Source organism: Rothia sp. HSID18069 (assembly GCF_003989155.1).
Classification (GTDB): domain Bacteria; phylum Actinomycetota; class Actinomycetes; order Actinomycetales; family Micrococcaceae; genus Rothia; species Rothia aeria.
Map to the genome: position 1 here is coordinate 1,205,127 of NZ_RBMG01000001.1, position 14,927 is coordinate 1,220,053.

10 protein-coding genes are annotated in these 14,927 nt (G+C 58.7%); 1 reads left to right on the forward strand and 9 read right to left on the reverse strand.

Annotation, left to right across the window (positions count from 1 at the left end):
- Nucleotides 1-7: 7 nt before the first annotated feature.
- Both D8M41_RS05290 and D8M41_RS05295 read right to left on the reverse strand, forming a co-directional pair.
- Nucleotides 8-1,912, reverse strand: coding sequence for a polysaccharide biosynthesis protein (locus D8M41_RS05290; RefSeq protein WP_037288052.1), 1,905 nt, complete (start codon nucleotides 1,910-1,912; stop codon nucleotides 8-10).
- On the reverse strand, nucleotides 1,912-3,855 hold the full coding sequence (locus tag D8M41_RS05295) for a glycosyltransferase (RefSeq protein WP_126926526.1): 1,944 nt from the start codon (nucleotides 3,853-3,855) through the stop codon (nucleotides 1,912-1,914). Before D8M41_RS05295 ends, D8M41_RS05290 begins: the two co-directional genes overlap by 1 nt.
- 227 nt (nucleotides 3,856-4,082) lie before the next feature.
- Between D8M41_RS05295 and D8M41_RS05300 the strand changes: the two genes are divergently transcribed.
- On the forward strand, nucleotides 4,083-5,153 hold the full coding sequence (locus D8M41_RS05300; RefSeq protein ID WP_006888890.1) for an NAD-dependent epimerase/dehydratase family protein: 1,071 nt from the start codon (nucleotides 4,083-4,085) through the stop codon (nucleotides 5,151-5,153).
- A 127-nt stretch (nucleotides 5,154-5,280) separates the two neighbouring features.
- Here the strand turns inward: D8M41_RS05300 and D8M41_RS05305 are convergent, their stop codons facing one another.
- The 7 genes from D8M41_RS05305 to D8M41_RS05335 form a co-directional block, all read right to left on the reverse strand.
- Entirely contained in the window at nucleotides 5,281-6,501 is a 1,221-nt protein-coding gene (locus D8M41_RS05305; RefSeq protein ID WP_126926527.1) for an L-threonylcarbamoyladenylate synthase, read from the reverse strand.
- Nucleotides 6,502-6,577: 76 nt separating this feature from the next.
- Nucleotides 6,578-7,528 (reverse strand): peptide chain release factor N(5)-glutamine methyltransferase, encoded by a 951-nt coding sequence (gene prmC, locus D8M41_RS05310; RefSeq protein ID WP_126926580.1) that lies wholly within the window; start codon nucleotides 7,526-7,528, stop codon nucleotides 6,578-6,580.
- Nucleotides 7,529-7,579: 51 nt separating this feature from the next.
- Nucleotides 7,580-8,662, reverse strand: a complete 1,083-nt coding sequence (gene prfA, locus D8M41_RS05315) for a peptide chain release factor 1 (RefSeq protein WP_006888877.1) — start codon at nucleotides 8,660-8,662, stop codon at nucleotides 7,580-7,582.
- 172 nt (nucleotides 8,663-8,834) lie between these two features.
- Nucleotides 8,835-10,808, reverse strand: a complete 1,974-nt coding sequence (rho, locus tag D8M41_RS05320; RefSeq protein WP_006888868.1) for a transcription termination factor Rho — start codon at nucleotides 10,806-10,808, stop codon at nucleotides 8,835-8,837.
- 389 nt (nucleotides 10,809-11,197) lie between these two features.
- Nucleotides 11,198-12,178, reverse strand: coding sequence for a homoserine kinase (gene thrB / locus D8M41_RS05325; protein WP_006888838.1), 981 nt, complete (start codon nucleotides 12,176-12,178; stop codon nucleotides 11,198-11,200).
- A gap of 175 nt (nucleotides 12,179-12,353) precedes the next feature.
- A complete protein-coding gene (thrC, locus tag D8M41_RS05330; protein WP_006888917.1) occupies nucleotides 12,354-13,454 on the reverse strand; it encodes a threonine synthase in 1,101 nt (366 codons plus the stop codon).
- Between the two features lie 79 nt (nucleotides 13,455-13,533).
- A complete protein-coding gene (locus tag D8M41_RS05335) occupies nucleotides 13,534-14,817 on the reverse strand; it encodes a homoserine dehydrogenase (protein ID WP_006888912.1) in 1,284 nt (427 codons plus the stop codon).
- Nucleotides 14,818-14,927 lie beyond the last annotated feature (110 nt).

A 14,927-nucleotide genomic window follows, 5' to 3' on the forward strand; every position in this document is an offset into this window, starting at 1 on the left:
ACCGCACCTAACGTGTAATACGTTGGGCTGTACCCAGATCAGGTGCTCGCTCCAAGCCGTGCCGCTCATAGCCGCGGTGTTCCTCATAGTCACGCAGCCACGTATCGTAGTCCAGCGTATCCGGGTCTAGGGCGGGGGCAGTCGAGTGCGAAATGTACCGGTTCTCGGCGCTACGCTCATAGTGCTCCCCGTGCCCAAACAGCACCTCACCTAGTTTCTCGCCCTTGCGCAGGCCGGTGAGTACAATCTCCACATCGTAACGGCCATATGCCTTACGCATCTCCCGTGCAACATCATAAATATGCACGGGGTCGCCCATATCGAGTACCATCACGTCCCCCGGTCGACCGATTTTACCGGCGAGCATCACCAGCAGGCAAGCGTCCGGGATCAGCATAAAGTAGCGGGTGGCATCCTTGTGGGTGAGCGTAATAGGCCCGCCGCTCTCAATCTGGCGGGTAAATAGCGGCTTAATGGAGCCGCGGGAACCAAACACGTTGCCGAAGCGCACCGAAACGTACTTCCGTCCGGTCTGGTGCCCGAACCAGGCGGTCAGACACTCTGCCGCACGTTTCGACTGCCCCAAAGCCGTGGTCGGGTCAGCTGCTTTATCCGTTGAGACATTCACTAGAGTCCCAACACCCGAAGCTTCCGCGGCACGCAGCACGTTAAGAGTGCCCAGGGTATTAGTCTTCCACGCCTCCTCGGGGTACGCCTCTAATGCTGAGACGTGTTTCAGGGCAGCTGCGTGGAACACAATATCGGGTTTACGTTCCATAAAGATTTTGCGCAGGTTCTCGCCCTCACGGATATCAGCCAGAATAATGCGCTCATCATCCAGACTCGACTCGCCGGTGATCGACAGCTTAGTGTCCATCAGCAGGGTCTCATCCCGGTCAAGCATCATGAGCAGCTGCGGGTTAAAACGGTGAATCTGACGGCACAATTCCGAACCGATAGAACCACCGGCCCCGGTGACCAGTACGCGTTTCCCCGTAATATACGAGCTAAGCAGCTGGTCGTCCACCTCATAGTTAATCTCGCCGCGCACCAGCTGCATGATTTCGCTATCGTCCGTCTCATACACCGTATCGTCACCCACCAGGCGCTGGGTGGTGCTCGCAATGCGACGGGCTTCGATACCCCTCTCCCGCATCCGCTCCCACAGCACGTCGAAGGTGTCTTTAGGGTACTTTGAGATCGCAACAATCACTTTCTTCGGGTGCAGCTCATCAATAAGCTGATCCAGATTATCAATATTGCCGCGCACCGGAATACCGTGCACCTTCGCCCCTAATAGGCGCGGGTTGTCGTCAATAATAGCTACCGGGAAAACCTTTGAACGGCGGTCTTGTATCATCGACTGAATCACCAAACGCCCCGCCAAACCAGCACCATAAATAATGACAGGTTCGCCGTCCTGCCGCTTCTTCAGACGCCACTCAACATAGGTGCGTTTAGCCATGCGCATACCGGCCATCAGCATGAGGGCAAACGCCATGCTGATCAGCGGCACAGAATGCGGCAGATGCGGCCAGTGCAGCAGCTCATCAAGGTAGCTCCAGGCAAATAGCCCCAGCCCGGTGGCCACCACGGCGGCGCCCGCTAGAAGGATCTCTTCAAATGAGCCGTACTCATGGTCCCGACGGTACACCTTGTACCACAGGCCAAAGCCCACTTGTAAGACAGCCGCCAACGCAATGTTTATTGCCAGAGCTTGAGCGTCAATCACATCAAGCACGCTACGCTGATTCAGCAGCACACTGTAACGCAACATGAACGCCACCACGAGGGCTAAAGCCCACGCGATGGAATCTAAGAACATCCGCCCCAGCATCCAGGAGAGCTTACGTTCATAATATGTTGGAATATCAGTCTGTGTCTCAGACCGCTTAGTGGGTTCAGAGGTCACTAAGTCCCCTTTCGAAACTGTGAGCGGATGCTAAAGAGCCGCTGAGATGTATGTGGTTGGTTTATGCTTTTAGCACCTACAAGAGCCCTAAAAGCGGTGCGGCGCACGGACTCGGGGATAAACCGGTAAACGGTGCGCACCCCCATATTTTTCACCCACCCCGCCTTGGTGATGGCGTGCCCAGTGTACAGACGATGCTGAATCGCCCAATCCTGTTTCCATGCTACAAGACCCCCGCGCCGGGTGTAGGCTCCCGCACCCACCCGGTACCGCACCAGAGCCTCAGAAAGGTTATCCAGCTTGTACCCAGCGGCAGCCAGCCGGGACCACAGCCACCAGTCCTCGGCCCCGGGCACATATTCGTAACCGCCCACCTGCTGCACCGGGGTTTTTCGGAACGCCACGGTGGGGTGGTACAGCGGGTTCCGGGACGGCATCGCTGCCTGAACCCGTTCCGCGCCCAGAACGGTGGAGCGCTTCGCTTCACACACCGTGTTCTGCGCATCCACCTCGTGCATGGCCGAACCAAGTACCGCACAATCGCTAGCGGCCAGTGCTGGGATAAGCCTCTCAAACCGGGAGGGTTCCGAAATATCGTCGGAATCTGCGCGAGCCACCAGCTCGTGGGTGCACGCTGCCAGCCCCTCGTTGAGAGCGGCGGCAAGGCCAGCGTTCTGCGGCAGCGGCACCGTACGAATAGGTGCACACCGGCCCGCCTGCCCTTCTGCAACCCACCGTTCAATCACGGTATTAAGTTCTGGGGTGAGCGGCCCATCCAGCACCAGCACCAGCTCAGTTGGCCGAAGCGACTGTTCACGCGCATTCGAAGCCAACGCAGCGTCCAGGTACTCGGGGATTTCCTCAGCGTATACGCTCATGAGAACCGAAAAATCGGGGGTTTTATCCGTATCCGGCACAATGACAGGTTCCTGTGACGAACCGTAACGCCCCGGGAAATGCAGGGGATACACCCCCGCCATGACCTCGGCATTAGGTCGGGGCGGGCGTACTGCGTCCCTTATACCATTCACAAAGTACACGAAATAGGTTCTTTTCTCATCGGTACGCACCACGGTGGAAACCCACAGACGGGCACTGGATACGCCGTAGAGGAGCTTTTCCAGGGGGCTGAGAGTGCGGCACCGGGTAAAAACCCACAGCTTATTGCGCACATCATTGTAAAACCGCGGCCCTGGTTTAGCATCGGTGGTACCGAAGGTTTTCGTGTGGTGCACCGCCACCGAGGATGGTACCGCAATAGCGTCACGGTGGTGTGCCAGACGTGTAGAAAACTCAAAATCATCATTCCAGATGAAAAACTCCGTCAGCGGCAGCCCGCCGTTCTGACGCATCACCTGTGCATCCATCAGAATTGACACGAACGAGGCGCTGCGGATAGGCCGAGCACCCACCGACTGGGCACGGGCGTGACGCTCAGCGCCTGCCGCAAACATGGTGCGCATCGTATTCATGGGGTGATCCCGCCCGTCGTCCCACACAACTTTGGACGCGACAAGGGCAGGGCGTAAAGCCCGTACCGGCGAGTACCCCTCCCAGGCTTTTACCGCCTCATAGAGGGTGTTTTCGGTGGGTTCAGTATCATCGTCCATGACCCACACCAGATCCGGGTCATACTGCGCAAGTGCCCGGTCAATTCCAGCTGCGAACCCGCCAGCTCCGCCCATATTGCGGGGCAGGGTTATGACATCCAGCGGGAGCGGGTAGTGAAGGTCCGCAAGGTACTGCGCGGTGCCGTCAGTGGAGGCGTTATCGACAACAACCACCGCAGCTGGCTGGGCCTCTCCCCCAGCGATACCGGCTAATGTCAACGGCAGCAGGTCTTTACGGTTATAGGTCACCACCACCGCCACCGTGCGATACAGCGTATCGGAGTGTTGAGCATTATTGGGCGCCACAATAGTACGTGCATCCTCTGCGTTCACGAACAGCTCCCTCCCACATTGCTCAAAGAAAATACCGTGATTCACCGAAAGAATACTAGAATTCAGACTCTCTATTTTACCCCCAGAAAAGGCACTCACGGTAAATATGTCGCACCCCATATTTAGCCGCCTGAATATACAGGCGCGTTTCGTTTCCAAAACCCGTGCACATGTGCGAAAGTTGGAGTGAGCCCCGTAAAGGTTCGGGGATAAGAAAGGTGAATGACGTGTCCGACCCCCAGTGGAAAGTAATCGGCGCCAGCGGCTTCGTCGGCTCCTCCATCGTAGCCCGACTCAACGCCGAGGGTATCAGCGCAGACCCCATCGAAGCGCCGCGTTTGGCGACCCGAGCAACCGACCCCGAAATCATCATTGACGAGGCACGCCGTCTCGAAGGTATTATCGACTCTCTCGCCGACGCATTCGCGGGGGCGCACGTGATCGTCAACGCCGCCGGGCTGGCAGCCCCCAATATGCAGGACCTGCCAGCGCTTGTGGGCGCGAACGCCCTCTTACCGGCCGTCATTGCTATCGCCGCCCAGCGCACCGGGGTGCGCCGCATGATTCACCTCAGCTCCGCCGCCGTGCAGGGTGCTAAACCCGTGCTGGATGCGACCGAATACACTGAACCATTCAGTGCTTATTCGTTCTCGAAAGCGCTCGGTGAAGAGTGCCTGCTTGACCTATACGACTTAATAGAAGAAACGGCGGCACAGGGGCGGGCACCCGGTTCAGCAAATTCCCCCTACCCCGCCGCGCCTTCCCACGCTCCCGCCTATGTAGCCCCCGATCACGCGGTTGAGCTGTGTATCCTACGCGCCACCAGCGTACAGGGGCGTGGGCGCCGCACCACCGAGCTGTTCGCAAAGATGGCTTCCTCCCCGTTCGCCTCGGTGGCGGGGGCAGGAAACCGCAAATCGCCCGTCTCCAGCTCATACGCCCTAGCTGAATTTACCGTCAAACTGGGCCGTTTCCCGGGTCAGCTGCCGCCTATTGTCTTACAGCCCTGGGAGGGAGCTACGGTTAACTCAATCATGACCGATGCGGGCCGCCGCGCCCCCAAACACCTACCGGAGTGGTTGTGCCGTGGCGCTATTAAAGCTGGCTACACCGTCTCGGAGCTGCTGAACGATAAGTTTCAGGGGTCGGTGCGTAAAGTGGAGCTCATGTGGTTCGGTCAGGAGCTTGACGACTCGTGGGCGCGTGCCAATAACCTGGTGCCCGAGCCGCGCGTGCGCGAGGTGCTGCGCAACGCCCACACGGCACTGGGTAAGAAAAAAGACAAACGATTCCGCTAGCACGAACACACAGCTCGTTTAAGCACACAGTCCGCAGTTTCTGCGAGGTCCGGGATAAACCGGCCATACGCCTCAGAAACTGCGCACTCGTACTTGTGGGGCTTATAGGCGAAGAAAGCTCGCCCCGCTAATCTGTGGAAGCGCTCTCTGTCTTCTCCGTCTGCTCACCGAAAACGAGAGCACGGGCCTGCTGAGCGGAGAACGGCTGCGCCTGAGCCTCATCCCGCTTAACAGGTTTCGGAGTGTTATTGCGGTACTGTCGGGTACGCTGCTGATCGATACCCGCTGAGGCAGACACCTCCCCCAGCACCCCTACCGCACCCATGAGTGCCGAGGCGATAGACCCCTCAGCTGGTGCGCCAGCACGGCGAGCGGACTCCGAACCCTGCGAATGTTCTTTATCCCACTGCTCGTATGCTTCGTCTAAATCTTCCTGCCCGGCGGCGGCATGAGTCTCACCCTCAGCGGCACGTTCCTTCGCTTTTAGCTCGTTACGCTCATCCAGCTCGGCGCGGGTCACGATTGAGGGAACCACCTCACGCAGCGCCTCTACGGAAATAGCGCCCTCACGCACCACCACAAACGGGGTGCAGGTGCAGTCCAGGATTGTTGAAGGCAGAGCCTGTGCCGGTGCGTCATCACTTCCGGTACCTTCCGCCGTTTCGGTGGGGGTATCCTTGGTGGTTTCAGCGGCGGGGGCACTCTCAGCCACCGAATCTGCGGTCTCTGTGTCCTCTGAGCCTGGCGCATCGGTATCCGGTGCTTGAGATTTACTGTCAGAGGCGGCCGTGGACTCTTTTGTGCTGCCAGCAGGTGCTGGCCGGTCACCAGCATCCACGATCAGGCTCACGTTCTCACCCAGCTGATCGGCTGCCTGCTGCGCGTTCACCGCCGCCTGCTGACCCGTTTTATTCGCCGAAGAAACAGCCAGCGGGCCGTGCTCCGTCAGAAGCTTCAACGCGAACTCATCATTGGGTACACGCACGGCCACCGTGCCCTGGGTATCCCCCAAATCCCAGTTAAGTGACGGGTAAGAGTACAAGATAACGGTGAGTGCACCCGGCCAGAATTTACGACCCAGCTCGTACACCTCATCAGGAATCTCATCCGCCACACCGGATAGCGACGCCTGATCAAAAATCATGACCGGCGGCGGCATGGTGCGTGAACGGCCCTTATCGGAGAGCAGCTTCGCCACGCCCTCATGCGAAAAGGCGTCGCAGGCGATGCCGTAAACGGTGTCGGTGGGAATAACGATAGTCTCGTGCGAGTTCAAGGCTTCACGGGCGGCCGTAATGGCCTCCGAAACCTCAGTCTCACTCGATACGGGGTACAGCTTAGCTTTCACGTGCCCTATTCTCTCATGTTTTTAGGTTGCGTTGGTTCAGCCCAGGGCCACAAAATGCTGCGGGCCTTCTTACCGCCTACACGGTTGGCCTGTAACCGCACGTATGGCGGGGCCTGCCAGTTAAATCGTGCACGCACCGCACTCTCACAAACCCCAGCTCGTTGAACACCTCGGCCACCGCCTCCTGCTGGGTTTCATCATGTTCCATAATAAAAAACCCGCCCGGTTTCACAAGGTATGCGGCCCTGGCAGCAACCGCAGCCGGTATCCGCATCCCATCCGCTGACCCCCCATAGAGCGCCATATCCGGGTCGTGCTGTGCGGCCTCGGGTTCTGCGGGCACCCGCCCCTGCGGGATATACGGCGGGTTCGACACGACTGCATCGAAGTACCCACCCAATCCCTCAAGGGCGCTGAGCGCATCACCGTGTACGAAGTTCACGCCGTATGTTTCGCAGTTAATACGGGCCCAGGGCTCGGCATGTTCCGAAAGCTCCACCGCCGTCACCAGGGCATCATTCGGCAGGGCATTTTTTATTGCAGCTGCAATCGCGCCCGAACCGGCACACAAATCAACAACCCGCAGGCGCCGCTGGGGGTACGCTCGGAGTGCGTTAAGTGCCTCTTCCACCAGCAGCTCCGTCTCGGGCCGGGGCACGAACACTCCCGGACCAACCCGCACCTGGATACGGTGAAACGCCGCCACACCCGTAATATGCTGCAGGGGTATGCGGCGGGCACGGCGGGCGATAAGCGACTCATACCGTTGCGTATCCTGCGCGGTGAGAGCGTCCCCCAGAAGCGCCCGCTGCTGCACCGCGCCGCGCGTGTACCCCTCACGGGCGGTACCGCGCTGGTTACCTTCGGCATCGGTACCCAGCAGATGCGCCGCTAAAAGCTCAGCATCAGCCACCGGGCTCGGCACCCCGGCCTGCCGCAGCGTGGCGGCGCCTTGGCGCAGCGCCTGCGCAAGGCTCACCCCTTCACGTTGCGTCGGGGTAAGGGATGTTCCTGTCGTATCGGCCATGTCCATGTTCCGCGTCATCGCGTCCACCTGCCGGCGTTGCCGTGGCACCGGTTATTTCTGCTCTTGACCCACCTGGGATAGGCGGTGCGCCTCATCCATCTCAATGGCGGACTGCACCACCGGTTCAAGGTCTCCGCCCAGTACTGCATCCAAGTTATACGCTTTGTAGCCGGTACGGTGATCAGCGATACGGTTCTCGGGGAAGTTATAGGTGCGGATACGTTCCGACCGGTCCATGGTGCGCACCTGAGAGGCACGATGCGCAGCGTTCTCCGCCTCAATCTGCTCCTGCTGATGCGCCAGCAGCCTCGCACGCAGCACACGCATCGCGGCTTCACGGTTCTGCAGCTGCGACTTTTCGTTCTGCATCGCCACCACAATACCCGTTGGAAGGTGGGTGATGCGCACGGCGGAGTCAGTCGTGTTCACGGACTGACCGCCAGGGCCGGAGGAACGGTAGACGTCAATCTTTAAGTCGTTCTGGCTAATCTCAATCTCTTCGGGCTCATCCACCTCAGGGAAAACCAGCACACCCGCCGCGGAGGTGTGAATACGTCCCTGCGATTCGGTTGCCGGAACGCGCTGCACACGGTGCACACCGCCCTCATATTTCAGGTGCGCCCACACGCCTTCGGCGGGCTCATTAGAGGTGCCTTTAATCGCAATCTGCGCATCTTTATAGCCGCCCACATCGGTGCTGGTGGAGGAAATAATCTCGGTTTTCCAGCCTTTATGCTCGGCGTACCGCATGTACATGCGCAGCAGGTCGCCCGCAAACAGCGCCGCCTCGTCGCCGCCCGCGCCTGCTTTTACCTCAAGAATCACGTTACGGCCATCATCCGGGTCACGCGGGATGAGCAGGCGGCGCAGTTTCTCCCCCGCCGCTTCAAGTTCAGCCTCTAAAACGGGTACTTCGGCGGCAAACTCGGGGTCTTCGGCCGCCATCTCACGGGCCGCCTCAAGGTCATCGCTGAAACCCTTGTATTTGTTATAAGCACTCACGATACCGGTCAGCTCGGCGTATCGACGGCCCACACGGCGCGCCTTACCCTGGTTTGCCTGCACCGCAGGATCCGCCAGCTGCGCCTGCAAATCAGCGTGCTCATCCAGTAGCACCTGGATAGATTCAAACATTGTCTATTACTCTCTTACAATTCATGAACGCACCCACCCGGTGCGCATCCTCTCAAAGCCAATTATGCCGTGCGAACCGCAGAACGCACCACGCTACCGGCGCTAAACGCCGAATATCGCCCGCCCCTGCTGCGCTATTAAACGCACGGGGCGGGCGATAGAAGCACCGCGACTAGTTGGGGCTCATCCGAAGGCCGTTCTTCTGCACGGTCATTAAGAACTCGGCGTTCGTTTCAGTCTTTCGCAGCTGGTTCGTCAGCACGCTCAGCGCCTGCTCCGGCTCCATACCAGCCAGCACGCGGCGCAGACCCCACATGATCTTCACCTCTTCGCCGCTGAGCAGGTTCTCCTCACGGCGGGTACCGGAGGCGGTCACATCGACTGCGGGGAAGATACGCTTATCCGCCAGCTGGCGCGACAGGCGCAGCTCCATATTGCCGGTGCCCTTGAACTCCTCAAAGATCACCTCGTCCATCTTCGAGCCGGTTTCCACCAGAGCCGTCGCCAGAATAGTCAGCGAACCGCCCTCTTCAATGTTGCGGGCCGCACCGAAGAACTTCTTCGGAGGATACAGCGCGGCAGAATCCACACCGCCGGAGAGGATACGGCCGGATGCGGGCGCTGCCAGGTTGTAGGCACGCCCCAGACGGGTCATCGAATCCAGCAGCACCACCACGTCGTAGCCGAGCTCAACCATACGCTTCGCGCGCTCAATAGCGAGCTCCGCGACCGTGGTGTGGTCCTCAGCGGGACGGTCGAAGGTTGAGGCGATCACCTCACCCTTAACCGTGCGCTGCATATCGGTCACCTCTTCGGGGCGCTCATCCACCAGCACCATCATGAGGTACACTTCGGGGTTATTCTCCGTGATCGCATTCGCGATCGACTGGAGCATAAGAGTCTTACCCGCCTTCGGGGGTGAAACAATCAGGCCGCGCTGGCCCTTACCGATCGGGGACACCAGGTCCACTACGCGCGGGCCCAGTTTCTTCTTATCGGTCTCAAGGCGCAAACGCTCCTTGGGGTACAGCGGGGTGAGCTTTGAGAATTCGCGGCGGCGCGTCGAGTCTTCAACGCTCTGACCGTTAATCGCCTCAATCTGAACCAGTGCGTTGAACCGCTGGCGGGAGTTCTGCTCCCCTTCACGCGGCACCCGGATAGCACCCAGAATATGGTCGCCTTTACGCAGGCGGAAATGCTTCACCTGAGCCAGCGACACGTACACATCATCCGGGCCCGGCAAATAGCCTGAGGTGCGCACAAATGCATAATTATCGAGGATTTCGAGGATACCGGAGATCGGTGCCAGCACATCGTTTTCACTGACTTTATTATCGAACCCGCGGTTATTGCGACGCTCCCGCTGCTCATTAGTGCGCTTATTGCGGCGGTTACGGCGCTCATCGTCATTGGAGTTAGAACGTTCGGCCTTGGCCTGGCGGTCATTATTCTTCTCGTACCGCTCGTTTTTTTCGTACCGTTCACGTTTATTGGTGCGGCGGTAGGTGCGCTCGTTCTGCTCGGTGCTTTCAGCCTCTTCGCTCTTACGGCGGTTATTGGTGCGTTCACGGGTGCGGGTGCGTTTCACCGGCTTCTCCGGGTCGGTACCGAACGTCATATCCAAGGCGGCGGTAATGGAATCCAGGCTGGTTGCCCCGTCTGCGGTTTCGGCCTTCAAATCGGCGGAGTTCTCGGGGAGTTCACGCTGTTCGCGGCGCTCACGAATTTTCTCAGAAGCCAGCTCTGCCTTTACGTCCAGGGGAGGAAGGTCCGCATCCGCCTTAGCGGTCTTTTCGGCTTTCTTAGCCTCCTGCGTTTTACGGGTACGCGTGGTGCGGGTTCGCTTTGCGGGGGCCTTCTCGCCCTCACTCTTTTCGAACTTTTCAGCCTTAGAGGAAGGAGTTTTTTCGGTCTTTTCGCTCTTTTTCTCAGCGTCGGCCTCATCGCGTTCAGCCACCACGCCTCCGCGCTGGTGAGACGCCACAGCCTCAACCAGATCCGCCTTCTTCAGACGCAGGTACCCTTTAATGCCCAACTGCTGGGCTAGGGTGCGTAGCTGAGCGACTTTCAGCTCGCCAAGCTTCGAGCTCGTTACGAGTGTGCCCGACGCGTTTTCGTCTTCAGTCACGACAATATTTTTTGCCACTAAATATTTCCTTATATTTGTTTTAAAACACCCAGAAAATCCCTACAGAAACTTAAGGATCGGGTTTCTCACTATTGAGCGCGGCCCCCGCCGAACTCGGGTAGAGTTCGACGCGTACTTTTACGGGGGAATCCTTTCAAAGTTCTTGGAGCATTCGTTCGCTAAGCTACCGCATTTTGCCGTAAAGGAAGAACCCTACGATAAGAAGCGACAACCCTGAACGGCGCCATTTTTACGTCTAAAAACCACAAGCGGCACCCACGAAGAACACGGAGCTTTGGTGGAGAAACCACCGGTGATTTTTTGACACTTCCGACGCGGTCAAGGCCGCTACTGAAACAGATCCCGGAAGCTTTAGACACGCCAATCGGTGACTCGGCTGTATGTGCCTACTGTGTAACTATAACACCTTCGCCATCGATTTCAAGCGGCATGACGCGCCATGACAGATGACGATTTTCAAAAATATTTCCGGGATGTTCCGCCGTGAACTTCTCAACGAATTCACACACCCGGCTGGCCTCCTTGGCGCCGCGCGCAAACGTAAGAACGGTGGGCCCAGCACCCGAGATGACAGCAGGAAGTTGCTGCTCACGCAGATACGCCACCAGAGCCGCGCTCGGCTCCATCGCGGGCACACGGTACCCCTGGTGCAGGTAGTCCACAGTCGCGTCCATGAGATGCTCCGGCGCCTGCGCAAGCGACTGAATCAGCAGTGCCGCCCGACCAGAGTTGGCCGCCGCCTGCCCATGCGGAATCTCAGCGGGGATCAGCGAGCGCGCAAGTTTGGTGGAGACCTCATAATCAGGCACCGCAACCACAGGCACAATGGTGGGATGCACCGGCACGATCAGTGAGTGCCAGCCCCCCAGCTCACCCCAGGATATTGACAGCGAACCGTACACCGACGGGGCAACATTATCGGGGTGCCCCTCTACATCCGAGGCGATCTGGAAAATCTGGTCGCGGCTTAACCGAGCATACTCCGGCAGTAGCGCTGAGGCCGCCGCAACGCCCGCAACAATAGCGGAGGCGGATGATCCCATGCCGCGCGAGTGCGGAATACGGTTGTGCGCCGTCAGTCTAAGGGCAGGGAACTCACCCAGCCCGGCCTTTTCGAAGGCAACGCGCATTGACCGAACCACCAGATGGTTTTCGTTGCGTGGCACCGTATCGCTGCCCTCGCCCGACAGCTCGAATTCCAGCCCTTCGGCGATACGCTCAACCGTCAGTTCGTCATAGTACCCTAAGGCAAGTCCCAGGGTGTCGTACCCGGGGCCGAGATTGGCGCTTGAAGCGGGAACCTTGACGGTCACGGTTTTACCCACCGGAATGTCGGTGAGAGTAAGGGGTATCGAATTGAGTGACATGGGGACCTCGTACTCGGGGCGTTGTGGGGTGTGTTAGGGGTTTCTGCCCCGAACACAAACATTGTGGTGTATTACGGATTTTATCCTAGCATTGCATGTAATGCGGTATAGAAAAGCGCCCCGCCGCATCCGCTATGCGGATACTGGAGGCGCCTTCCTCAAGGGGGCGGTGGTCTTAATTCAGGTCAAGAATATCTGCCACAGCCACAACATCGAAGGCTGCCTTAGTCGGTTCAACCTTCGCGCCGTTGACCGGTTCCAGCGCCCACTGCGGGTCCTTCAAACCATGACCCGTCACCGTAATAACAATGGTCTTGCCTTCGGGGGCCTCACCCGCGCGGTGTTTCTTGAGCAGACCTGCAACGCCAGCGGCTGATGCGGGCTCAACGAAAACGCCCTCGCGGGAAGAGAGCCAGCGGTGCGCCTCAAGAATCTCCTCATCGGTGACAGCCTCAATCACACCACCAGATTCATCACGTGCCGCCTCAGCTTTCTCCCATGAGGCGGGGTTGCCGATGCGGATCGCGGTCGCAATCGTTTCGGGAGTGTCAATCGGGTGCCCTGCAACAATCGGCGCCGCGCCGGCTGCCTGGAAACCCCACATGATGGGTCGCTTGGTGGCGACCGGCTCCAGGACCTTGCCGTCACGGTTCGTGTAGGGTTCTGAGTACTCCTTGTATCCCTTCCAATAAGCGGTAATATTGCCCGCATTACCTACCGGGAGCAGGTGATAGTCGGGGGCGTCTCCCAGGGTGTCGACGACCTCAAAAGAGCCGGTCTTCTGCCCCTCAATGCGGTAGGGGTTCACCGAGTTCACCAAGAATACCGGGTAATTCTCGCTGAGTTTACGGGCAATTTCGAGGCAGTTATCGAAGTTTCCGTCAATCTGAATAATATCGGCGCCGTGGGCGATGGCCTGCGAGAGTTTGCCCATTGAAATCTTGCCGTCCGGCACGAGTACCGCGCAGCGCATCCCCGCTTGAAGCGCATATGCCGCTGCCGACGCTGAGGTATTACCGGTCGAAGCGCACACAACAGCCTTCGCACCTTCGTGTTTAGCGGCGGTAATAGCGCTCGTCATGCCGCGGTCTTTGAAGGACCCGGTGGGGTTCATCCCCTCGAATTTGAGGTATACCGTATTGCCGGTTTGCGCTGACAGCGCCGGTGCGTGAATTAGCGGGGTTCCGCCTTCGCCTAGAGTTACCGGTTTTACGTCGTCCCCGAACGGGAGACGGTCGCGGTATTCGTTAATGACGCCCTGCCACACATGTGCCATGGGATTCTCCTACTTTCTGCTGGTGGTGTTGCTCGCGCGGACTTGAGAATTTCCGCGCTGAAATTCTAGTCTTCTTGGGTTATTTACCGGACTCGACGCGAATCACGGAAATAATCTCGCGCACGGTGTCTAAGCCATCGATCACCGCGATCGCGCGGCGCAGGTCAGAGTCTTTGGCGGAGTGTGTCACCAGGCGAATCTGTGCGGCGCCGTCCTGCGGAGTAGATTGACGCAAAGAATCCACCGAAATGCCGTGCTCGGCGAAAATACGGGAAATATTTGCGAGTACGCCCAGTTTGTCGTCAACCAGCATGCCTACCGAGTAGCGGGAGATAATGTCGCCCAATCCGGTAGCGGGCAGCTGCGCGTAAGAGGACTCGGGCACGCCGGGGCCGCCCAGTACCAGGCGGCGCGCTAACGATACAAAATCACCCAGAACGGCGGAAGCGGTCGGCGCCCCACCGGCGCCGGGGCCGTAGAACATCAGCTCGCCTGCGTTCTGCGCCTGCACAAACACGGCGTTAAACGCGCCATGAACACCCGCCAGTGGATGCTGCCGCGGAATAAGCGTAGGAGCCACACGGATATTGACCCCCTCACCATCGCGTTCGCAAACGGACAGAAGTTTAATCACATAGCCGTCGGCATCTGCGGCGGCAACGTCATCGGCGCTTACAGCGGTAATACCCTCAACGTGAACGTCATCAATGGTGAAATCAGAATGGAACGCCAATGAGGCTACAATAGCCGCCTTTGATGCGGCATCGTGGCCTTCAACGTCGGCGGTGGGGTCTGCTTCGGCGTAGCCGAGTTCCTGGGCATCCTTGAGCGCATCGGCAAAGGTTGCGCCGGTGGTATCCATCTGATCCAGAATGTAGTTGGTGGTGCCGTTCATAATGCCCAGCACACGTGTGACAGTATCGCCTGCCAAAGAATCGCGCAGGGGGCGCAGAATCGGAATTGCACCGGCGACAGCCGCCTCATAAGAAAGCTGTGCACCGGACTTATCGGCAGCAGCCTGAAGCTCAACACCGTGTTTTGCCAGAAGCGCTTTATTACCCGAAACCACCGATTTACCGGCCTCTAGGGCACGCAGAATGCGGGTTCGTGCAGGCTCAATACCGCCGGTCAGCTCGATCACCACATCGGCGGCATCAATCAGGGCGTCCGCATCGGTAGTGTACAGTGCTGGGTTAGCGTCCCAGTGGCGTTTAGCCGCAGTATCACGCACGGCAATACCAATCAGCTCAACAGGCGCACCTATCCGTTCTTTGAGAACCGCGCTATCTTCACTGAAAATACGCGCTACCTGGGAACCCACATTCCCAGCGCCGAGCAGAGCAACCTTAATGGTGTCAGTCACGTTATCTCCTACATTTTGACCGAGTGGTGAACGCGCCTGTACAAACGGGCAACGTCATCATCAACTGTATCAAGAGAGCGGCACCTGGGCGCGGTCAAGACGCCAACATT

Excerpts from the sequence above, each read along its gene's own strand:
- thrB (WP_006888838.1), bottom strand. The coding sequence starts at position 12,178 with ATGTCACTCAATTCGATACCCCTTACTCTCACCGACATTCCGGTGGGT.
- prfA (WP_006888877.1), bottom strand. The coding sequence starts at position 8,662 with ATGTTTGAATCTATCCAGGTGCTACTGGATGAGCACGCTGATTTGCAG.
- prmC (WP_126926580.1), bottom strand. The coding sequence starts at position 7,528 with ATGGCCGATACGACAGGAACATCCCTTACCCCGACGCAACGTGAAGGG.
- thrC (WP_006888917.1), bottom strand. The coding sequence starts at position 13,454 with ATGGCACATGTGTGGCAGGGCGTCATTAACGAATACCGCGACCGTCTC.